The 20,079-nt window shown below is 67.1% G+C and carries 19 protein-coding genes; 8 read left to right on the forward strand and 11 right to left on the reverse strand.

What is annotated here, in order from left to right:
- Positions 1 to 5: 5 nt before the first annotated feature.
- Both ACFXI3_RS10375 and pdhA read right to left on the reverse strand, forming a co-directional pair.
- Positions 6 to 998, reverse strand: coding sequence for an alpha-ketoacid dehydrogenase subunit beta (locus tag ACFXI3_RS10375; RefSeq protein WP_344282824.1), 993 nt, complete (start codon positions 996 to 998; stop codon positions 6 to 8).
- Entirely contained in the window at positions 998 to 2,203 is a 1,206-nt protein-coding gene (gene pdhA, locus ACFXI3_RS10380; protein WP_344282827.1) for a pyruvate dehydrogenase (acetyl-transferring) E1 component subunit alpha, read from the reverse strand. The genes ACFXI3_RS10375 and pdhA overlap by 1 nt, the downstream gene beginning before the upstream one ends.
- A gap of 211 nt (positions 2,204 to 2,414) precedes the next feature.
- On the opposite strand from pdhA, the gene ACFXI3_RS10385 reads away from it, so the two are divergent.
- Together ACFXI3_RS10385 and ACFXI3_RS10390 are read left to right on the forward strand one after the other, a co-directional pair.
- The gene (locus ACFXI3_RS10385) at positions 2,415 to 2,537 is read left to right on the forward strand and encodes a hypothetical protein (protein ID WP_378399330.1); all 123 of its coding nucleotides are present in this window, start codon (positions 2,415 to 2,417) and stop codon (positions 2,535 to 2,537) included.
- 27 nt (positions 2,538 to 2,564) lie between these two features.
- Positions 2,565 to 3,986 carry a M20/M25/M40 family metallo-hydrolase gene (locus ACFXI3_RS10390; protein WP_378399331.1) on the forward strand — a complete coding sequence of 474 codons (1,422 nt, stop codon included), beginning with the start codon at positions 2,565 to 2,567 and terminating at the stop codon, positions 3,984 to 3,986.
- A 95-nt stretch (positions 3,987 to 4,081) separates the two neighbouring features.
- On the opposite strand, the gene ACFXI3_RS10395 is transcribed toward ACFXI3_RS10390, so the two are convergent.
- Positions 4,082 to 5,095: an ABC transporter substrate-binding protein gene (locus ACFXI3_RS10395; protein WP_378399332.1), complete on the reverse strand. Its 1,014-nt coding sequence runs from the start codon at positions 5,093 to 5,095 to the stop codon at positions 4,082 to 4,084.
- Positions 5,096 to 5,157: 62 nt separating this feature from the next.
- Here ACFXI3_RS10395 and ACFXI3_RS10400 point away from each other — a divergent pair, with 62 nt between their 5' ends.
- Positions 5,158 to 6,174 carry a FecCD family ABC transporter permease gene (locus ACFXI3_RS10400; RefSeq protein WP_378399333.1) on the forward strand — a complete coding sequence of 339 codons (1,017 nt, stop codon included), beginning with the start codon at positions 5,158 to 5,160 and terminating at the stop codon, positions 6,172 to 6,174.
- Positions 6,171 to 7,151, forward strand: coding sequence for an iron chelate uptake ABC transporter family permease subunit (locus tag ACFXI3_RS10405; RefSeq protein ID WP_344282837.1), 981 nt, complete (start codon positions 6,171 to 6,173; stop codon positions 7,149 to 7,151). The genes ACFXI3_RS10400 and ACFXI3_RS10405 overlap by 4 nt, the downstream gene beginning before the upstream one ends.
- Here ACFXI3_RS10405 and ACFXI3_RS10410 read toward each other — a convergent pair whose 3' ends face one another.
- From ACFXI3_RS10410 to ACFXI3_RS10420, 3 genes are read right to left on the reverse strand one after another with little or no spacing between them, the layout of a single operon-like run.
- Positions 7,152 to 7,994, reverse strand: coding sequence for a transglutaminase family protein (locus ACFXI3_RS10410; protein ID WP_344282840.1), 843 nt, complete (start codon positions 7,992 to 7,994; stop codon positions 7,152 to 7,154).
- Positions 7,991 to 8,938 carry an alpha-E domain-containing protein gene (locus ACFXI3_RS10415; RefSeq protein WP_344282913.1) on the reverse strand — a complete coding sequence of 316 codons (948 nt, stop codon included), beginning with the start codon at positions 8,936 to 8,938 and terminating at the stop codon, positions 7,991 to 7,993. Before ACFXI3_RS10415 ends, ACFXI3_RS10410 begins: the two co-directional genes overlap by 4 nt.
- A 15-nt stretch (positions 8,939 to 8,953) precedes the next feature.
- Positions 8,954 to 10,615 carry a circularly permuted type 2 ATP-grasp protein gene (locus ACFXI3_RS10420; RefSeq protein ID WP_344282843.1) on the reverse strand — a complete coding sequence of 554 codons (1,662 nt, stop codon included), beginning with the start codon at positions 10,613 to 10,615 and terminating at the stop codon, positions 8,954 to 8,956.
- Between the two features lie 166 nt (positions 10,616 to 10,781).
- On the opposite strand from ACFXI3_RS10420, the gene ACFXI3_RS10425 reads away from it, so the two are divergent.
- From ACFXI3_RS10425 to ACFXI3_RS10435, 3 genes are read left to right on the forward strand one after another with little or no spacing between them, the layout of a single operon-like run.
- On the forward strand, positions 10,782 to 11,696 hold the full coding sequence (locus ACFXI3_RS10425) for an ABC transporter substrate-binding protein (RefSeq protein WP_378399334.1): 915 nt from the start codon (positions 10,782 to 10,784) through the stop codon (positions 11,694 to 11,696).
- Positions 11,697 to 11,719: 23 nt separating this feature from the next.
- Positions 11,720 to 12,673 carry an amino acid ABC transporter permease gene (locus tag ACFXI3_RS10430; RefSeq protein ID WP_378399335.1) on the forward strand — a complete coding sequence of 318 codons (954 nt, stop codon included), beginning with the start codon at positions 11,720 to 11,722 and terminating at the stop codon, positions 12,671 to 12,673.
- Positions 12,670 to 13,443 (forward strand): amino acid ABC transporter ATP-binding protein, encoded by a 774-nt coding sequence (locus ACFXI3_RS10435; RefSeq protein ID WP_344282849.1) that lies wholly within the window; start codon positions 12,670 to 12,672, stop codon positions 13,441 to 13,443. The genes ACFXI3_RS10430 and ACFXI3_RS10435 overlap by 4 nt, the downstream gene beginning before the upstream one ends.
- A gap of 34 nt (positions 13,444 to 13,477) precedes the next feature.
- Here the strand turns inward: ACFXI3_RS10435 and ACFXI3_RS10440 are convergent, their stop codons facing one another.
- Genes ACFXI3_RS10440 through ACFXI3_RS10455 form a run of 4 tightly spaced genes read right to left on the reverse strand, consistent with a single transcriptional unit; the run spans position 13,478 to position 16,604 of the window.
- Positions 13,478 to 14,221 carry an ESX secretion-associated protein EspG gene (locus ACFXI3_RS10440; RefSeq protein ID WP_378399336.1) on the reverse strand — a complete coding sequence of 248 codons (744 nt, stop codon included), beginning with the start codon at positions 14,219 to 14,221 and terminating at the stop codon, positions 13,478 to 13,480.
- A gap of 27 nt (positions 14,222 to 14,248) precedes the next feature.
- Positions 14,249 to 15,478, reverse strand: a complete 1,230-nt coding sequence (locus ACFXI3_RS10445; RefSeq protein ID WP_378399337.1) for a hypothetical protein — start codon at positions 15,476 to 15,478, stop codon at positions 14,249 to 14,251.
- Between the two features lies 1 nt (position 15,479).
- Positions 15,480 to 16,085, reverse strand: a complete 606-nt coding sequence (locus tag ACFXI3_RS10450; RefSeq protein ID WP_378399338.1) for a DUF3558 domain-containing protein — start codon at positions 16,083 to 16,085, stop codon at positions 15,480 to 15,482.
- Entirely contained in the window at positions 16,086 to 16,604 is a 519-nt protein-coding gene (locus ACFXI3_RS10455; protein ID WP_378399339.1) for a hypothetical protein, read from the reverse strand.
- 269 nt (positions 16,605 to 16,873) lie between these two features.
- Between ACFXI3_RS10455 and ACFXI3_RS10460 the strand changes: the two genes are divergently transcribed.
- Positions 16,874 to 19,177, forward strand: a complete 2,304-nt coding sequence (locus tag ACFXI3_RS10460) for an oxidoreductase (protein ID WP_344282863.1) — start codon at positions 16,874 to 16,876, stop codon at positions 19,175 to 19,177.
- A gap of 283 nt (positions 19,178 to 19,460) precedes the next feature.
- Here ACFXI3_RS10460 and ACFXI3_RS10465 read toward each other — a convergent pair whose 3' ends face one another.
- Complete coding sequence (locus ACFXI3_RS10465; RefSeq protein ID WP_378399340.1) at positions 19,461 to 20,033, reverse strand: hypothetical protein; 573 nt, start codon at positions 20,031 to 20,033, stop codon at positions 19,461 to 19,463.
- Positions 20,034 to 20,079 lie beyond the last annotated feature (46 nt).

Below are 20,079 nucleotides of genomic sequence, written 5' to 3' on the forward strand. Positions count from 1 at the left end.
CCCCCTTACCAGGCGAGAGATCGGTCGACAGCGTGCAGGACCCGGTCGAGGTCGGGGAGGTAGTGCTCCTCGAGCTTCGCAGGCGGGTACGGCGTGTCGAATCCGGTCACGCGCAGGACGGGGGACTCAAGGGAGTAGAAGCATTCCTGCTGGACCCGGGCAGCGATTTCCGAGGTCAGCGAGGATTCCGACGGCGCTTCGCTGACCGCGATGAGCCGTCCGGTCTTGCGGACCGATTCGAAGACCGGTCCGAGGTCGAGCGGCGAGAGCGTGCGCAGGTCGATGACCTCCAGCGACTTGCCCTCGGCTTCGGCGGCCGTAGCGGCGTCGAGCGCCACCTTCACCGATGGGCCGTACGCGACCACCGTGGCGTCCGTGCCCTCGCGCACCACCTGCGACGCGAACACTCGCGACGGTGCCGTCGAGGTGTCGACCTCCATCTTCAACGCGCCCGAGTGGTACAGCTTCTTGGGCTCGAAGAAGAGGATCGGGTCGTCCGAGCGGATCGCCTCCTGGATGCCCCAGTAGGCGTCGACCGCGTTTGAAATCGACACCACCTTGAGGCCGGCGATGTGCGAGAACAGCGATTCCGGCGATTCCGAGTGGTGCTCCACCGCGCCGATCCCGCCGCCGAACGGCACCCGGATCACGACGGGCATCTTGACCTTGCCCTGCGTGCGGTAGTGCAGTTTCGCCAGCTGCGAGGAGATCTGGTCGAAGCCGGGGAAGATGAAGCCTTCGAACTGGATCTCGCACACCGGCCGGAATCCGCGCACGGCCAAGCCGACCGCGGTGCCGATGATGCCCGATTCGGCGAGCGGCGTGTCCAGCACGCGCTGCTCGCCGAAGTCCTTCTGCAGTCCGTCGGTGATCCGGAAGACGCCGCCGAGCTTGCCGACGTCCTCCCCCATGATCAGGACCTTCGGGTCTTCTTCCATCGCACGGCGGAGACCGAGGTTGAGCGCCTTGCCAATCGTGAGCTTCTGCAAGTCAGTCATCAGTGCTCACCCGCTGCCGCGAAACCGTCGAGATAGGACAGATACTCCTCGCGCTGCGCTTCCAGCACCGGCGAAGGTTCGGCGTACACCTGGGAAAACACCCGGTCCGGCGGCGGCTCGGGCATGTTGAACGTGTAGTCGCGCAGCTCGGCGGCGAACTGGTCCGCCTCGGCCTGGACGCTGTCGAAGAACGCCTGGTCGGCGTGCCCGTTGCGGGCCAGGAACGCGCGGACGCGCTCGATCGGGTCCTTGAGCTTCCACTCCTCCAGCTCGTCCGAGAGCCGGTAGCGGGTGGGATCGTCGGTCGTGGTGTGCGCGTCCATCCGGTAGGTGAACGCCTCGATCAGCACCGGGCCGTTGCCGTGCCGGCATTCCTCCAGCGCCCACCGGGTGACGGCGAGGCAGGCGAGGACGTCGTTGCCGTCCACGCGGATGCCGGGGAAGCCGTAGCCGCGGGCGCGCTGGTAGAGCGGCAGCCGCGACTGGCGTTCGGTGGGCTCGGAAATCGCCCACTGGTTGTTCTGGCAGAAGAAGACCAGCGGCGCGTCATACACCGCGGCCCAGACGAAACCTTCGTGGACGTCGCCTTGTGAAGTCGCGCCGTCACCGAAGTAGCAGATGGTGGCCTCGCCACCCTCGTCGCCAACTTTGCCCTCGAACTTCTGGCCCATCGCATAACCGGCCGCGTTGAGCACCTGGTTGCCGATGACGATGGTGTACGGGTGGAACCGGTGCGCCTGGTAGTCCCAGCCGCTGTGGTCGGTGCACCGGAAAATCCCGATCAGCTCGCGCATGTCGACGCCGCGGGTGTAGGCGACGCCGTGCTCGCGGTAGCTCGGGAAAGCCATGTCGCGGGGCTGCAGCGCGCGACCGGACCCGACCTGCGCGGCTTCCTGGCCGAGCAGCGGCACCCAGATGCCCAGCTGCCCCTGGCGCTGCATCGCGTTGGCCTCGCGGTCCGCGCGGCGCACCAGCACCATGTCGCGGTAGAGGTTCTTCAGCGTTTCGTCGTCCACGTCCTCGACGTAGCGGTCGAACCGCTCGGACGGGACCCGCTGGCCCTCGGGGGTGAGCAGCTGAGTCAGCTCAGCGCCACCTTCGCTTGTCGCTCGCAAACCGGCGATCACCTGTTCGGGGGAAGGCTGGGCCGCTACGGCGGCCGGCCCGTCTCCAGGTTCCGGGTGCGTCCACTGTTCGGACGGCATGAGCTGTTCTCCTCGGTGTCGGCGCCTCTGACGGCCGCTTGTGGCGGCCACAGCGACTGCACCGGCGGGGACCGGCGCCTCGGGTCCGAGGTGCTCCGGTCATCGTCGGCGTTGACGGTTCGTGGCCACATCCTGGCACGAGAATTGCTCCGATGGAGAGCGGGAGTTGCTGATTTGTTGCTGAGAAAAGCTCGCTGAACAGGGAAAACGCTTGGATGCCCGAGTATGGGAGTGGCGATGGTCGGTCGGCCATCCCGCGTCCTACCTGCCCTCGCGAGCGGCGATCGCGGTTCTCGCCGGGATCGCCGCGCACGACGTTCACCCGCACCGGTGACGTCGGTCACCGTGGCAAGATGGCGCTGTGGAACAAAAATCCGTACGCGAATCCGTGGTCTCGACGTGGATCAACGACGTCACGCCGAGCCTGTCCGGTCTGGTCGCGATCCCCGCGCTGTCCCCGGCGTTCGACGCGGACTGGGCGTCGACCGGGCATCTCGCCGCCGCCGTCCAGCACGTCAAGACCTACCTCGAAGGGCGCGACCTGCCGGGCGCGCGGATCGAGGTCGTCGAGCTGGAAGGCCGTTCTCCGCTGCTGTTCGTCGACGTTCCGGCCACCCCGGGCGCGACGAACAAGGGCACTGTCCTGATGTACGGCCACCTCGACAAGCAGCCTCCGGTCGGCGGCTGGTCCGAAGGCCTTGACCCGTGGACGCCAGTCATCCGCGACGGTCGCCTGTACGGCCGCGGTTCGGTCGACGACGGCTACTCCGGGTACGCGGCCAGTGCCGCACTGGAAGCGGTACACGCCGCCGGTGGCGAGCACGCGCGCATCGCGCTGCTGCTGGAAACCGGCGAGGAATCCGGAAGCCCCGACCTGCCCGCTTACCTTGAGCACCTGAGCGCACGGCTCGGCGAAGTCAGCCTCGTCGTCTGCCTCGACGCGGGCGGCATGGACTACGAGCGGCTGTGGCTCACCACCAGCCTGCGCGGCATGGTGCACCTGACGGTCAACGTCCAGTTGCTCGCCACCGCGCAGCACTCCGGCCTGGCCAGCGGTGTCGTCGCGAGCTCGTTCCGCGTGCTGCGGCAGTTGCTGGAGCGGATCGAGAACGCGGAAACCGGCGAGATCAAGCTGTCCGAGCTGAACGTCGAGGTGCCGGCCAGCCGTCGCGCCGAGATCGAGGCGGTCGCGGAGGTGGCGCCGGAAGCGCTGCACACCGCGTTCCCGTTGGTGAGCGGCGGAAAGACGGTGTCCGAGGACGCGCTTGAGCTGCTGCTGAACAACTATTGGCGGCCGACGCTGTCGATCATCGGCGGCGAGGGGCTTCCGCTGCCCGCCGAGGCAGGCAACGTGCTGCGGCAGAGCACCACGCTCACGCTCAGCTTCCGCCTGCCGCCCACGGCGGTCGCGGACGACGCGCTGGCGGCGATCAAGCGGGTGCTGACTACGGATGTTCCGTACGGCGCGAAGGTCACCATCGCCGAGGACCAGCAGGCAGAGAACGGCTGGAACGCGCCGGAGGAAGCCGCGTGGCTCACCGACGCGCTGCGCCGGGTCGACGACGAGGTGTTCGGCCGTCCGCACCGCGCGGCGGGCATGGGCGGGTCGATCCCGTTCATGGGCCTGCTCGGCGAGAAGTACCCGGAGGCGCAGTTCCTGGTCACCGGCGCGTGCGGGGCGGATTCCAACATCCACGTGCCCGACGAGTGGCTGAACCTGGACTACGCCCAGCAGGTCACCGAAGCGGTGGCGCACCTGCTGGACGCGCACGCCCGCAGCTGACCTGGCGAACGCCCCAATGTGGCATTGGGTGCATCTCACGCACCCAATGCCACATTGGGTGCGTCGCATGCACCCAATGCCACATTGGGGTGCTTTTAGGCAAGCTTGCCCAGCGCGTCGGCGATCCGGGTCTGCTCCGGCGCGAACCGCTGGTACGAGAACGGCGTCTCGTTGTTCCACGGGATCAGCTTGCCCGCCTTCACCGCGGGCAGCTGCTGCCAGGTCGGGACGCCGCCGAGCCCGTCCGGGCCGAGCGAAAGCGACCCGCCGCGCGAGTCGTACATGATCACGTCGGCCGCGTACTTGCCGACGTTCTCCCAGCTCACCTGCTCGTAGTAGCCGCCCTGGCTTTCGTCGGGCTTCTCCGGCAGGACGAACTGCATCCCCTTGTCCTGGTAGTGCTTCGAGGTCGCGAACTTCGCCGGATTGGCCACGTACGTCGTGTCCTTCTGCGCCGACAGCAGCAGCACCTTGAGCCCGGCCGTCTTCTTGACCGCCTCGGCGAGCTTGGCTTCCGCCGCCTCGTACTTCTCCTTGGCCTGCTGGATTTCCGGCGTCGCGACGTCCGCGCCGAGCGCCTTCGCCAGCGCCTCGAACTTCGCGATTCCCTGCGGCATCGCGATGTCCTGGAGTCCAATGCCGACACTCGGCGCGGCCTTGTCGACCTTGTCCGCCATCGTGTCCGGCACGTACCACATCTGCTGCTTCAGATAGATCACGCTGACCAGCAGCTGCGGGTTCAACGAGACGAACTTGTCGAAGTTGAACTCGTTCCACACGTTGCCGAGCGAGGTCACCGACTTCAGGTCGACGCCGCCCGCCTGCGGATCGGTCTTGCCGTCCGGGAGCTTCGACGGGCCGAAAATGCCCACCGATTTCACGCCGAAGTCCCAGAGCGCGGCCGCGGCGGTCACCTGTGCGACGATCCGTTCCGGCCGCTTGCCGTCGAGCTTGCGGCCGCGGTCGTCGGTGAAGGACCAGGTCGCGCCGTCGCCCGCCGCCGGCTGGTCGTCTTTGTACCCGCAGGCGCTCAGCAGGCCGAGGGTGCCCGCGGCGGCGGTGCCTGCGAGAAAGCCGCGGCGGGACAGCCGCGCCGGTGAGAAGGTCATCGGAACTCCGGAGGATCGGGTGAGGTACCGCCTGAGGTTAGCCTTGCCTTAGGGTGAACGCCATGGTCCTGCTTGGGGAGCGCGTCACATCCCGGCGCTGGGGCGTTCGCGCGACAGTCCTGGTCGCGGCGCTCGTCGCACTCGTCGCGGTGGTGGTGCTGTCCATTGCTCTCGGCTCCAACCGGTTACCGCTCGGCAGCGTCTGGCACGCGCTGTTCTCCTACAGCGGCACCTTCGAGGACGTCGTGATCCGCGACGACCGGTTGCCGCGGACGCTGCTCGGCCTGGCCGTCGGCGTCGGGCTGGGGCTGGCCGGCGCGTTGCTGCAGGCGATCACCCGGAACCCGGTCGCCGACCCCGGTCTGCTCGGCATCAACCATGGCGCGGCGGTCGCGATCGTCCTGGGCGGCGCGGTGTTCTCGGTGACTTCGCCGGAGCAACTGGTGTGGTTCGCCTTCTTCGGCGCGCTGGCGGGAACGGTCCTGGTCACGGTCATCGGCGGCTCGGTGAGCCCGCTGCGATTGGTGCTCGCGGGTGTCGCGGTGCAGGCCGTGTTCGTCGGGATCAACCAGGGCATGCAGATGATCAACACGCACAGCCTCGACCAGATGCGGTACTGGCTCGTCGGCTCGCTGGTGAACCGGAACCTCGACAGCCTCGCCGGGCTGTTGCCGTTTTTCCTGGCCGCGTTGGTGATCGCGGGTGTACTCGCTCGGCCGCTCAACGCGATCGCGCTCGGCGACGACAGCGCACGCGGCCTCGGCGCGAACCCGGCGCTGACCCGCGCGGCAGGCATGATCGCCGTCGGCCTGCTTTCCGCGACCGCGACCGCCGCGTGTGGCCCGATTGCCTTTGTCGGGCTGATGATCCCGCACGTCGTCCGCGCGCTGGTCGGCCAGGACGAACGGTGGGTGCTGCCGTTGTCCGCGCTGCTCGGTCCGGTATTGCTGCTCGGCTGTGACGTGCTCGGCCGACTGCTCGGCGGCAACGGCGAAATCCAGGTGGGCGTGATGACAGACGTGATCGGCGGCATCGCCTTCGTGATCGTGGCGCGGCGGCTGAAGTCGGTGCGGCGATGAGGACGTGGATGGTCGTCGGACTGCTGACCCTGGTGGCGGCGGTGCTTCTGGTGCTCGCCGTCGGCACCGGCGATTACGAGATGACGCCGATGGAAGTCCTGCGGACGCTCGCCGGATCCGGCACGAAGGCGCAGTATCTGGTGGTCACCGGCCGCCTGCCGCGCGCGTTGGTGGCGATCTTCGTCGGCATCGCGCTCGCGCTGGCGGGTTCGGTTTTCCAGACGGTGACGCGGAATCCGCTCGGCAGTCCCGACATCATCGGCTTCACCACCGGCTCGGCGACCGGCGGGATCATGATGATCCTGCTGTTCGGCGCTGGCCCCGGACTGGTGTCGGTCGGCGCGGTCGCGGGCGGCCTGCTCACTGCGTTGCTGGTCACCGCGCTGTGCGCCCCGCACGGTTTGCTCAGCTCACGGCTGGTGCTGCTGGGCATCGCGGTGAGCGCGGTGCTCGCCGGGGTCAACGGCTATCTGCTGGTGCAAGCGAAACTCGAAGCCGCGGCACAGGCGGTCGGCTGGCTGACCGGCGATCTCGCGGGCCGCGACTGGAACTACTTCATCCCGTTGTGCCTGGCTGTCCTGGTGCTGTCGCCGTTCATCTTCGTGCACCAGCCCGCGTTGCGAATGCTGGAAATGGGCGATGACGCGGCTGTCGCGGTCGGCGTCGCGGTGCCGCGCGTGCGTGCGGTGGTGCTGCTGGCGGCGGTCGCCCTGGCCGCTGCCGCGACCGCCGCGGCCGGGCCGATTCCGTTCGTCGCCCTTGCCGCGCCGCAACTCGCTCGCCGCCTGACCCGCCGCCCGGGCCCGAACCTGGTCGCCTCCGCGGCGATGGGAGCGGTGCTGGTACTGGCGGCGGACTTCGTGGGACAGCGGGTTCTGGACGCTTCACTGCTGCCCGTGGGTGTCGTGGCGGCGGCGCTGGGCGGCGGGTATCTGTTGTGGCTGCTGGCGGTTTCCCGTCGCCGTCAGACCGCGTGACTAAGCCATCCGGGTCAGTTCCACCGAAACGTCCAAAGTGGACTGACTGGCCCCGGTGAAGATCCCCTTCAACGGAGCCACATCCGCGTAATCCCGCCCAGTCGCGACCCACACGTGCCGCGGCCCGACCGGGATCGCGTTCGTCGGGTCGTGCGCCCACCAGCCGCCGGTCCACACGTCGACCCAGGCGTGGCTTTCGCCTTCCACCTTTTCGCCGAGTTTGGCCTCCGGCTTGGTGTGCAGGTACCCGGAGCAATACCGCGCCGGAATGCCGATCGCCCGCAGCATTACCAGCGTGACGTGCGCGAAGTCCTGGCACACGCCCTCGCGCGCTCGCCACGAATCGGTCGCCGTGCTGTGTACGCCGGTGGTTCCGGGCTGGTATTTCAACTGCTCGTTCACCCAGCCGCAGATCGCGAGCACCGCGTCCGCCGGGTCCAATCCCTTGCGCAGCGCACGGGCCTGTTTGGACAGTTCTTGATCATTCGGCGTATAGGGCGTCGGCGTCAGATATTCCGTGCGCTGATCGCGGACGGTCTCGCTCTGCAGGTCTTTCCACGTCGCCGAGTGCACCGGTTCCGCTTCGTCCGCGGTCTCCACCACGGACGTCGCGAGCACGGTGAACTCGGTGTGCGGCGCGTGCAAGTCGAACGACGTGACGTCGGTGCCCCAGTAATCGGTGTAGCGATAGGCGCGCGTGGCCGGGGAGGTTTCGATGCGAGTGGCCAAAGTGGTCTGCCGCCGGTCCGAACGCGGCGTGAGCCGGGCTTCGTTGTACGACTGGGTGGCCGGCGTCGCGTACCGGTAGCCGGTCCGGTGCGTCACCCGCAATTGCCAGGTCACAGGGACACCTCCGCACCGCTCCACGCCACCCACGGCGACGTGTGGAAGTACTGCATGGACACCGCTTCCCCGATTTCCTTGATCGCTTCCTGCAGCCCGCGCAGCCGTCGCGGCAGGTCGTCCAGCAGCGCCGCCGGGTGGAGGAATTCCAGTTCGCTGCGGGCGCGGCCGAGCAGCCGGACGGCCTCGGTTTTTTCGTTGCCCCGTGCGTTGATTCCCGGATCCAGCTGCCGCAGGCAATCCTCCGCCTGGCGCAAGGCGTGGAAGACCGAACGCGGAAACAGGGTGTCCCTGAGCAGGAATTGCACCACGCGTGCGGCGTCCAGCGCGCCACGGTTGGTGCGCAGGTACGTGTCCTGCGCGCCCGCCGAGCGAAGCACGGTCATCCATCCCGGCGACGACGCCCGGTCCGAAACTCGCGAAAGCAGCAGCCGCACCACCATGTCCGCGCGTTCGACCGATCGGCCGAGCACCAGGAACAACCAGCCGTCGTCGCGGCTCATCGTGGAATCGGCGAGCCCGGCGAACATCGCCGCCCGTTCCTCGACAAAGGACAGAAACGCGTGCGGCCCGGCACGGCGGGCGTAACGCTGCCGGTCCGGCACCGCGTTCCACGTCGCGTTCAGGCATTCCCACAGCTCGGTCGACACCACCTCGCGCGCGCCGCGAGTGTTCTCGCGCGCGGAGTTGATCGAACCGACGATGGACGACGGATTGTCCTTCGCGTAGGCGACCAGTTCGGTCAGCTTCCAGACGTCGAGCGCGTCGCCCGCGTCGAACGGAATGCCGAGTACAGCGAGCAGTTGACGGCTGACGTGGTCCGGGTCAACGCTCGCGTCTTCCAGCAGCTGATGCACCGAGACGTTCAGGATGCGGGAGGTGTCGTCGGCGCGTTCGACGTAACGGCCGATCCAGTACAGCGACTCCGCGTTGCGGGCCAGCATCATGATTTCCCTCCCTCAGCTCTGCTGTTGCTGTTGTTGCTGCTGCGACGTGGAAAGCTCCGGTCCCTGTTCCGCGGCGACACCGTCCACAACGGACACGTCGCCGAGCGCGGGACGGTCCAGTTCCTGCTCCGACGTCGAGGACCGCGAAGCGAGCACCCAGGTGTCCTTCGACCCGCCGCCCTGCGACGAGTTCACCACCAGGCTGCCCTCGGGCAGCGCGACCCGGGTGAGGCCGCCGGGCAGCACGAAGATTTCCTTGCCGTCGTTGACCGCGAACGGCCGCAGGTCCACATGCCGCGGCGCGAGCCGATCGTCCACCTTGGACGGAACGGTGGACAGCTGCACCACCGGCTGCGCGATCCAGCCGCGCCGGTTCGCGCGCACCTTGCGGCGCAACGCGTCGAGCTCCTTTTTGGACGCGTCCGGCCCGAAAACGATGCCGTACCCGCCGGAGCCCTCGACCGGTTTGATCACCAATTCGCCGGCGTGCTGCATGACGTAGTCGAACTCGTCGGGCAGCCAGCAGCGGAAAGTGTCCACATTGGGCAGAATCGGTTTCTCGTTCAGGTAGTAGCGCACCATTTCCGGCACGTAGGTGTAGACGAGCTTGTCGTCGCCGACGCCGTTGCCGACCGCGTTCGCCACCACCACGTTGCCCGCGCGGGCGGCGTTGAGGATGCCGGCGACGCCGAGCACCGAGTCCGGCCGGTGGTGCACCGGGTCGAGGAACTCGTCGTCGATCCGCCGGTAGATCACGTCGACCTGGCGCTCGCCCTCGGTGGTGCGCAGGTAGACCACGTTGTCGCGGCAGAACATGTCGCGACCCTCGACCAGCTCCACGCCCATCAGCCGGGCCAGCAGCGAATGCTCGAAGTAGGCCGAGTTGTACACGCCCGGGGTAAGCACGACGACCATCGGATCCGCGACGTTCGGGGCGGCCGCCGCTCGCAGCGCGCGAAGCAGATGTGACGCATAGTCACCGACCGGACGGACCCGATGTCGGGCGAACAGGTCCGGGAACACGCGCGCCATCGTGCGCCGGTTCTCCATCACGTACGACACGCCGGACGGGTTGCGGAGATTGTCCTCCAGGACGCGAAATGTGCCCTCTTCGTCGCGGACGAGGTCGACGCCGGAGACGTGGATCCGCACCCCGTTGGGCGGTTTGATCCCGTAGGCCTCGCGGTGGAAGTGCTCGCACGAGGTGATCAGCCTGCGCGGCAGGACGCCGTCGCGGAGGATCTGCCGGTCGCCGTAGACGTCGGCGAGGAACGCCTCCAGCGCCCGGACACGCTGTGTCACGCCGCGTTCGAGCCGGGACCATTCGGTCGCCTGGATGACGCGAGGCACGAGGTCGAGCGGAAACGGCCGCTCCTGGCCCGAAAGCGAGAACGTGATCCCCTGGTCCACCATCGCCCGGTCGAGTGCCTGCGAGCGGTTGGTGAGGTCGCCGGCGTCGAGTGCGGCGATCGAGCCGTAGAGCGCTCGGTAGGGGCCACGGACCATGCCATCGGGCGCGAACATCTCGTCGTAGGCGCCGGCGTGCGGCCGCTCCGGGGCGAGGTATCCGTCGAACTGCGCGCCGGGCCTGGCCGCGCGGCGGCCTTTCACCGTTCGCGCACGTCGTCCGGCTGGCGGCAGCCGGGGACCGGGGTTGGCGTTCATGGAGGACATCCTGACTTACCGTGCGCGGCGGCCGCGACACCCGTCTTCCGGCAAGTCTTGTGCGAAACTTCCCCGTGACGCATCAGTGCTGTGCATACCCGCTTACGAGTGGCAATATGCCAGCTCTCAGCCCTTGAGAACTACGAGGAGTGACGAAGTGGCCCGAGGACAGCAAATGAAGGCACTCGCCCTTCTCCCAGCCTTCGCGCTCGTCGGCATGACGATGGCGTGCGGTGCGGGCGGAAACGGGGCCGGCGGTGATTCGGGAGCCAGCCAGGCCCCCGGCGGCGGCGAGAGCGCGCCGACCGCGCAGAAGGACGCGGCGCTGGCCGGGCTCGTGCCCGCCGACGTCAAAGCCGACGGCAAGATCGTGATCGGGCAGGACCAGACCTACCCGCCGAACGAATTCGTCGAGAACGGCAAGGCGACCGGCTTCGACGTCGACATCGCCACCGCGGTCGGCCAGGTGCTCGGCGTGCAGACGGAGTTCCAGAACTCGGCGTTCGACGGCATCATTCCCGGTATTTCGGCGAAGAAGTACGAAATGGGCATCTCGTCGTTCACGATCAATGCCGAGCGGATGCAGACCGTCGACATGATCTCGTACTACAGCGCGGGCACCTCGCTCGCGGTGCTCAAGGGAAATCCGGACAAAATCTCGGTGGACGACCTGTGCGGTAAGAATGTGGCCGTGCAGAAGGGCACCACGCAGGTCGACGACCTCGGCAAGCGCAACACCGCGTGCACCAAGGCGGGCAAGCAGGCCATCAACATCACCCAGTTCCAGGCGCAGACCGACGTGAACCTGGCGCTGACCGCGAAGCGCGTGCAGGCCGAACTGGCCGACTCGCCGGTGATCGACTACGCGGTGAAGCAGACCGGGGGCCAGCTGGAGTCCGCGGGCGCGCCGTACGACACCGCGCCGTACGGGATCGTGCTGCCGAAGGGCAGCACCGAATTCGGCAAGGCCGTGCAGGGCGCCGTGCAGAAGCTGATCGACACCGGAATCTACAAGAAGATCCTGGACAAGTGGGGCTTGTCGGGTTCCGGTGCCATCACCAAGTCGGAGATCAACCCGTCCGCTTCCTGACGAAACTGAGGACTTAGTTACTCGTGTCCACTCCCCCCGGCCCCGCCGATTCCTGGCAGGAGGTCGACACCACCCCGATCAAGGCGGTCCCGGTCCGGCATTACGGACGCTGGATCGCCGGCGTGATCATCGTGTTCGTCGCGTTCATCGTGATCCGCAGCGTCGTCACGAATTCCGCGTTGCAGTGGTCGGTCGTCGGTCAGTATCTCTTCGACAACCGGATTCTCAACGGCCTGCGGAACACGTTGCTGCTCACGGTGCTCTCGATGCTCATCGGCATTGTCGGCGGCGTACTGTTCGCGGTGATGCGGCTGTCGCCGAACCTGCTGATGTCGGGCGCGGCGTCGATCTACATCTGGCTGTTCCGCGGCACGCCGTTGATCGCTCAGCTGGTGATCTGGAACTTCCTGGCGCTGGCGTACCCGAAGATCGGACTCGGCATCCCGTTCGGGCCGACCTTCATCAGCTGGGACACGAACACGCTGATCAACCAGTTCGTCGCCTCGTTGCTGGGCCTCGGCCTGAACGAGGCGGCGTACATGGCGGAAATCGTCCGCGGCGGCCTCCAGTCCGTCGACAGCGGTCAGCTGGAGGCGTCGTCCGCGCTGGGCATGAGCCGGGGCAAGACCTTGCGCCGGATCATCCTGCCGCAGGCGATGCGGGTGATCATCCCGCCCACCGGCAACGAGACCATCTCGATGTTGAAGACCACGTCGCTGGTGGTGGTCATCGGATACTTCGAGCTGTTCGTGTCGGCACAGACGATTTATTCGCAGAACTACAAGACAGTCCCGCTGCTGATCGTCGCGGCGACGTGGTATCTGTTCATGACGTCGGTGCTGACGGTCGTGCAGTATTACATCGAGCGGTACTTCGCCCGCGGCACTTCACGGGCGACCGCGCAGAAGAACAAGTGGGGAGCGCGAATGCTGGGCTACCGCTTCGGTCGCGGCGGCGACGGAGGTGGGCAGCGGTGACTCCCGTCGTTTCCGCACAGAAGGTATGCAAGAGCTTCGGCTCGCTCGACGTGCTGAAGGGCATCGACCTGGAAGTGCACGACCGAGAGGTGCTCTGCCTGATCGGCCCGTCCGGTTCCGGCAAGTCCACTTTGCTGCGCTGCATCAACCACCTGGAGAAAATCGACGCGGGCCGGCTCTATGTCGACGGCGTACTGGTCGGCTACCGCGAACGCGGCGGTCGCTTGCACGAGCTGCGAGACAAGGAAATCGCGGCACAGCGCAAGAACATCGGCATGGTCTTCCAGCGGTTCAACCTGTTCCCGCACATGACGGCACTGGAAAACGTCATGGAGGCCCCGGTCCAGGTCCGCCGCGAGCCTCGGGCACAGGTCCGGGAACGGGCGCTGGAACTGCTGGACCGCGTCGGCCTGGCGGACAAGGCCCGTTCCTACCCCGGTCAGCTTTCCGGTGGCCAGCAACAGCGCGTCGCCATCGCGCGAGCGCTGGCCATGCAACCGAAGCTGATGCTCTTCGACGAGCCGACGTCCGCTTTGGACCCGGAATTGGTGGGCGACGTCCTTGGCGTGATGCGCCAACTGGCCAAGGACGGCATGACGATGGTCGTGGTGACGCACGAAATGCAGTTCGCCCGCGAGGTAGCCGACAAGGTCTTCTTCATGGACGGCGGGGTTGTTGTCGAGTCCGGTGCTCCGGATGAGGTCATCGGTGATCCGAAGCATGAACGGACTAAGTCGTTTTTGTCTCGGGTTTTGAATCCGAACGCTTGATGTGGGGCCGCCCGGAGATTCTCCGGGCGGCCTTTCACTTTCGCAGCTCGTTCTCGACCTGCTGCACCTTCTTCGCCATCTCCTGCGGCCCAGCCCCGGCCAAGCTGATCCATCCGGATTTGTCCACCCCGAACAGGATCCGCCCCTCCTCCATATCCGCCCACCCCGGCGGATTCTCATTACGCCGGCGCTTCCCGCGACTGTCCCGGATCGCGACGTACAGCCGCCCGAAGTACGTATGCGGCTTGTCAAGCCACTGCAGTACCTGCTTAGCGTCCCGAATACTCGGACTAGTCCGCCCAGCCGGTTGGCCACCGCTCTTGACCAGGTTCAAATCCTCGTCAGAACAGTTAAGCGAAAGCACCCGCGCGGCCGGAGCCTCCGGCAGCAACGCGATGAACTCACGAACCAACGTATCCGCCGAACACGGCGCGATGTACAACTTCTGGTTCACCGCAACAACAGTCGCCGCGTCCCGACCACTCGCCGCCGCGCGCACGGTTCGCTCGCCACGCTCCGACTTGACCCACGAGTAGTACTCAATGCCGGGCCGCTGCAGCAAATGCATCGTCTCGACGAACTCGTCGCTAAGCCGTCCACGGTGCATCAAACCGGAATTGTGCAGCTCGCGATCGGTGTCAGCAGCCAGCTGCCGCCGCTCGTCCGGCGAGTACCAGAGCGCGCCGCGAACCAGCGTTGGGTGGATGTCGCCGAGATTCAGCCGCTCCAGCAGCACCTCGAAGGTCTGCAGGCTCAGCTCAACGGGCTTGCGCAGCACCGACTTTCCCTCCCCCTGACCATTCCGCTAAGCCCCGATAACCGGCGGCGTAGGCCGATTGCCGTCATAACCCCCGAAAATCGAGTCCGGGTCCTCTTCGGCGAGCAGGATTTTGCGCTGGTGCTCTTCGTCCTCGGGCCCTTTGCCGCCCTTGCCGCCGCCACCCATGCCACCCATGCCCGGCTGACCCTTCGCTCCGGCTGCGCCCGCCCCGCCACCCATGGCGGGGCGACCCGCGCTCTCGCCGAGCGCTCCCGCACCAGTGCCGCCGCCGACACCTCGGGGTCCGGCACCTGGGCCGCCCGCACCACCGGAACCGGCTCCCGACCCGCCTGGGCCGAACCCGCCGCCGCCACCGCTAGTGGGCCCGAATCCACCGAGCCCGCCGACCGGCCCGAACGCGCCGTTCATGCCACCGTTGCCGGTGTTCCCACCCCCAGGCAGGCCGGACGGCGGCTGCCAAGCCTGAGACGGAGGAGGCGGCGTGGGATCAGCCCAAGCCGCCCGGGTGCTGTCATTCGGCGGCGACACGGGCGGGGCCACTGGCCCGCCGTGCCCGGGTGGCGGAGGAACTGGCATGCCCGCCGCTCCGGGAGGAGCGGAGTAGGTGCTGGGCCCACTGCTGTAGCTATGCGACGGCCCGCCGCCGTAGTTGTGCGAGGAACCGCCGCCGGACGAGTGGTGGCCGGCACCCGAGCCGACTCGTCCGCCAGTTCCAGGCGCTGGCTGATCGGGGGTGATGCCACCCGAGGACACATTCGGATCGTGCGCGGCCGGATAGTCCATCGGCATCGTCTGGGTTCGAGGATCGGTGCTCAGCTGGTACTGGCCATACGCTTCGACGTTCTTCTTGGTCTTGTCGTCGAACTCCGCGGCGGCGATCTCGTCGTCGCTCGCTCCGAGCGAAACGTAGTCCGTGAGCTTCTGATCGTCAGGCCTGCTTGCCGCGACGGGAACCACAGCGTTCTTGACATAGTTGAACGCCGCCGACTGTTCCGCGATGGACTTCTGCATCGAGTCCATCTTTTCCGCGGCGAGATGGGAAGTGGTGATCAACGGGGCAAGCCCGGCCTTGCCGGTCTCGGCGGCCTGGCCTTTCCAGAAGGAATTGAGCGCCGCCTGGCTTTCGGTGAGCTTGGTGGCTACCTCGTTGTGGATGGATTTGAGGTCGCCGCAGCCGCCGCCCATCGCGTCCAGGCCGGTCGTGTCGCCCGGGTTGTGGATCTGGTTGTAGATGTCATTACCGGTGAGCGCCACGTCACCCTGCCTTCAGGCGAGTGATCTCGGCGGAGGCCAGCTTCTCCGCCAGCCCGCACGGGTCGGCGACCGACGGGCTTCCCGACCGCAGCTGGGTGTTGACGGTGTAGGTGAGGTCGTCGCGCACCCCGACCGCCAGCGCACACGATCCGGTCCCCTCGTCGCCCTTGCTGTAGACGACCGACGGATAGCCCAGCACCGGCGCGTGCGGCTTGAAAGTGGTCAGCCTGCCTGCTTGGTTCTCCAGGTAGAGACTGTTCAGACCACGCTTGTTTCCCGAGAAGAAACCCGCGCTCACGTTGCCGCCGCTTCCGTCGAACGTCCACTGACAGGATTTGCCGACGATCGATTGGGCGACCGAGCTGCTTGTGACCTTGCCGCCCGCCTTTTCCACCTCAGACGTCGGGAGAGCCGAGCAGGGGTCCGCCTCGTACTGGGCGGTGTTGGTCAGCGGCACGGCGACCTTCGGAGCCAGCATGGCCTCCGACGACTGCGAACTGGACGGTGCTGGCGTCGGTTGCCCTCCGGTCGAGCCCCCTCCGCAAGCCGTCAGCAGTGTCGCGCCCGCGCCGGCGAGCACGAGTTGGCAGACGCTACGAATTCGCATTCAGTCGACCTTTCGGGTTCCGCGCAGGGCGTCGATCGCAGCATGGTCCTGCTTTACGTACGCGGTTCGGATATCTTTCAGGGTTTGGACATAAGAATCCAGGTAATCGACCGTTCCGCGGAGAAATTCGTTGTACGCGGTGGTGGCGCGGTCCGCCGCCTTCGAGTATTCCGTCGTGACGGTGTCCGAACCCGGCTGGCCGAGCTGCGCGAACTGAATCGCGATGGTCCGGGCCCTCGCGTACTCGTTGTCCAAGCTGTCCTCGAGCTGCTTGATCACCTTGTCCATCGCCTCCGGGTTGAATTCCCAGCCGCCGTTGGACGCGGCCGCCGCGAAGTCCGCTTTGGCCTGACCTGACCCGAGGGCTCCGAAATTCGGCGGAGGCGGCGGAGGTGGAGGCGGCGGCGCGGCCGCGTTGGCCCCCTGGATCAGCCCGGATCCGGGCGGCGGCGCGGTCGGGGCCGTCGAGATGATCTGGTTCTGGACGCCCTGCAGCCCGCTGTTCGTTCCGTCTGGCATGTCGTGCCTCCCCGCACGGGCCGCGGCTTCCTGGGTGCGGCCTACCCTCTGTTCTTGTTCAGCTCCGGGAAGTGACCTTAGCAGGCACGAACCGCCCGCGAAGGACGTTCGGGCAAGATCGTCCGGGGGTCGTGAATCGATCACGTAGTCGTCCGCGCGCGCAAAGTGACCAACCCCGAGGCCGAACACGCACTACTCCGCCCAGCCCCTTGCTCATCCGCCGTTGATCCGATTCCCTGAGGGCCGACGATCGTGGGGAGAAGGGGCTCGTGCCGACCGATACGACCTTGCCGCCGCTTGATCCGTTTGCCGGGGTTCCCGACAAACGGTACGAGGTGAAGGCCGCGGACCTGCTCAAACCTGGCACCAGCGGCATCCTTCGCTGGCGCCGGCAGGCCACCAACGCGCCGATCGTGCAGGTCGAGGACGCTTACATCACCGGGACTCTCGACCTGCGCGCCGCCGACCTCAATTTCCTTTTTCAATTCGAACGGTGCCGCTTCGAGCATCCGCCGGACGTGCGTGAGGCTACTCTTCTCGGGCTCGTTTTCCGCAAATGCTGGCTTCCCGGTCTGCGAGCTCGCAATTTGCGCAGCCGGAATGACGTGCGGTTGGTTCGCAGTGTCGTGGAAATCGCGGCGGACCAATTCGAGCTCGAGACCACGACCGTGCAGCGCGGGGACGATCGTGAGCGCGGGATGCCCAACGCGGCGGTCAACCTCACCGACGCGGTGATCGACGGGTCCGTCGTGCTCACCAGGACCACGATCAGCCATCCGCACGGCAAGGCGATCCAGGGCGACCGGCTGGTGATCACCGGTGCTCTTCTCGCGTATCGGATGGTCGCCAAGGGCGAGGTGCGGCTGCCGGGCATGCGAACCGGCGGTAACGTCAACTTCTCGGGGGCGACGTTCGACAATCCGGATGGCTTCGCGTTCAACGGGAACGGGTTGCACATCGGCGGAAGCCTGCTGTGCGAGGTCGACAACTACGGGCCGGCCAGCGAGCGGAAAAGGTTCTCCGCCAAGGGTGTTCTCTATCTCCCAAGCGCCACTGTGGACAGTGACATCGTCCTGCGCGAGGCGCGGCTTCAGGTCGACCAGCGCGGGCCGATCGTCGTGGACGCCTGGAAATCCGGAGACCCGTACCTCGATCCGCGACCGGCGTTGGTCGCGGATCGGCTGAAGGTCGACGGCAATCTCGAACTGTCCGACGGGCTCCGGGCATTCGGCACGCTGCGCATGGTCAACGCGCGGATCGGCGGGTCGCTCAGGCTCGCGGGCGCGGAGATCACCATGGTGCGCGGCCGTGCGACGCCGTATTACGACCGGGCGCTGCACCTCGACGGGTCCACGATCGGCGGCGACATCGAGGCGACCAACCTCCGGGTGCCGATCGGGCAGCTCAGGCTCGCGGACGTCACGGTCGGGGGCAACTTTCTTGCCTGGAATTCGATGTTCCTCCACCCAGGGCGAGACGTGTTTTCCGCCCGGAGGGCCAAAATCTCCGGGAATTTCCAGCTGACCGATGCCACCCTGCAGGGCACTCTGCGGCTGCAAGGGGCGGAAATCGGCGGCAGCGTGAACATGTTCGGCACGTTGCTCACCGAGCCAGGGCAACGGAAATCGAGCAGTTTCTCCCTCGACATCCGCACCGCGCGGATCGGGCGAGACGTCGTCCTGACCGAGGACAAGGATCGTCCGTTCCTGGCCGAGGGCGGTGTGAACCTCGACGGGGCGCAGATCGCCCGGCGGCTCGACATGAACGGCGCGAAGCTGGGATCGCTTGCCCCGCATGACATCGCGCTCGACGCAAGCGACGTCACGGCGGACGAGTTCATCCTGTCTCCCGCCGAGCCGCCGACCGGGTCGGTACGCCTGCGCCGGGCGCATTGCGGCGCACTGGCCGACAACGAGGAGATCTGGAAGGCCACCGACGGTCTCGAACTCGAAGACTTCCGTTACGACGCACTGAAACACGGCATCGCGCTCGACGACGACAACGCGCTGGACCATCGGATCGACCTGCTTCGCAACGCCATGCGCGGCTACCGCCCAGGACCGTACGACCAGCTGGCCGCGACCCTGCGCGCCGCCGGAAACGAAGAGCACGCCTCGACGGTCGCCCTGCGGAAGCAGCAGTTCCGCTACGAAGCACTCGCCAAGGGCTTCAAGTTCTTCGGCCCCGGCGTCCGGCTATGGAGCTGGCTGCAACGGTCGATGGTCGGCTACGGCTTCCGTCCGGTGCGCGCGCTCGGCTGGCTGCTCACGCTCCTGGTGCTCGGCAGCCTCTGGTTCGGCCTCGGCAAAGACGACTGCGTCAACGACCACACCGGCCGCTACATGACCAGCGGCCCGCGTTGCCTCGTCAACCAGCAAGACTCCGGGCTGCAGTGGAATCCGGTCATCTACACCGCCGACCTGCTGGTCCCGATCGTCGACTTCGGCAACAAGTCGCGCTGGTACATGCACGGCGCGGACAACTGGGTGGCGGCCGGGTTCACCGCGTCCGGCTGGATCCTCGCGACCACCGTCGCAGCAGGCGTCAGCCGAATGCTGCGCCGAGAGTCGTGAGTCTTTGGCGCCGGCTCCGCCGTCGCGGCGGGATCGCCTTCAAGTCGGCGTCTGGCGGGAGCGGCGCACCCGGCCCGGGGGCCGTGCACGCCGCTCCCGCCAGACGCCGACGCGATCCCGCGTTCGGGTTGGGTTGGGTGGTGGTCTTTGGCCGGTTTGGGGCAGACCAGGTCCGACGCCGACTTGACCCGAACGGCGGGATCGCCGACTTGAAGGCGATCCCGCACGCGACGGCGAAGCCGGCGCCAAAGACACAGCCAAAGACACAGCCATCAAACACAACTCATTCCACGAATCGCGACCAGAATTCCACGACTCGGACGTTCGCGGGTTCCTCCCCCAGTGGCTCCCCGCCGAACTCGTGCCGTAGGTAGCTGCGCAGGTCCCAGCCGTAATAGACCACGTCGGTCTGATACACCGACAGCACCGGATACCCGGATTCCCCGGCCGTCGCGGGCAAATACCGATGCCCGCACACTGGCACCAGCTGCGGCACCGCCGCCAGATGCCGTCGCGCGACCGCCAGCGCGTTGCACATCGATCGCGGCTGGGTGCCCCATTCGGGAAGCCACAGGTCGTTGTTCTCCACGTCGTACAGGACGCCGTCGACCGGCCAGTCGAGGCGTTTGCGCAGCTGGTCCGGGTCGCCGTGGCGCCAATCCGGCCAGCGGTCGCCGACCGGGACGCCCGCGGTCAGGAAAATTCGGTGGTCGTCGGAAAAGGTGAAGCCGAACTGGTCCTCGACGTCGCTCAGTTCGGCGGGCGTGAGGCCGGGCCGCAAGGGCTCGCCGAGATTCTGCTGCAGGATGCGGGCCTCCTCCACGGTGAAGGCTTCGGCCGGCTGAACGTGTGCCATGCCCGAAGCGTACGTAGCGCCCGGCCGCGTCCGCGCGTCCTTTTTT

It is taken from the genome of Amycolatopsis sp. NPDC059235 (genome assembly GCF_042754125.1).
Lineage (GTDB): Bacteria > Actinomycetota > Actinomycetes > Mycobacteriales > Pseudonocardiaceae > Amycolatopsis > Amycolatopsis albidoflava.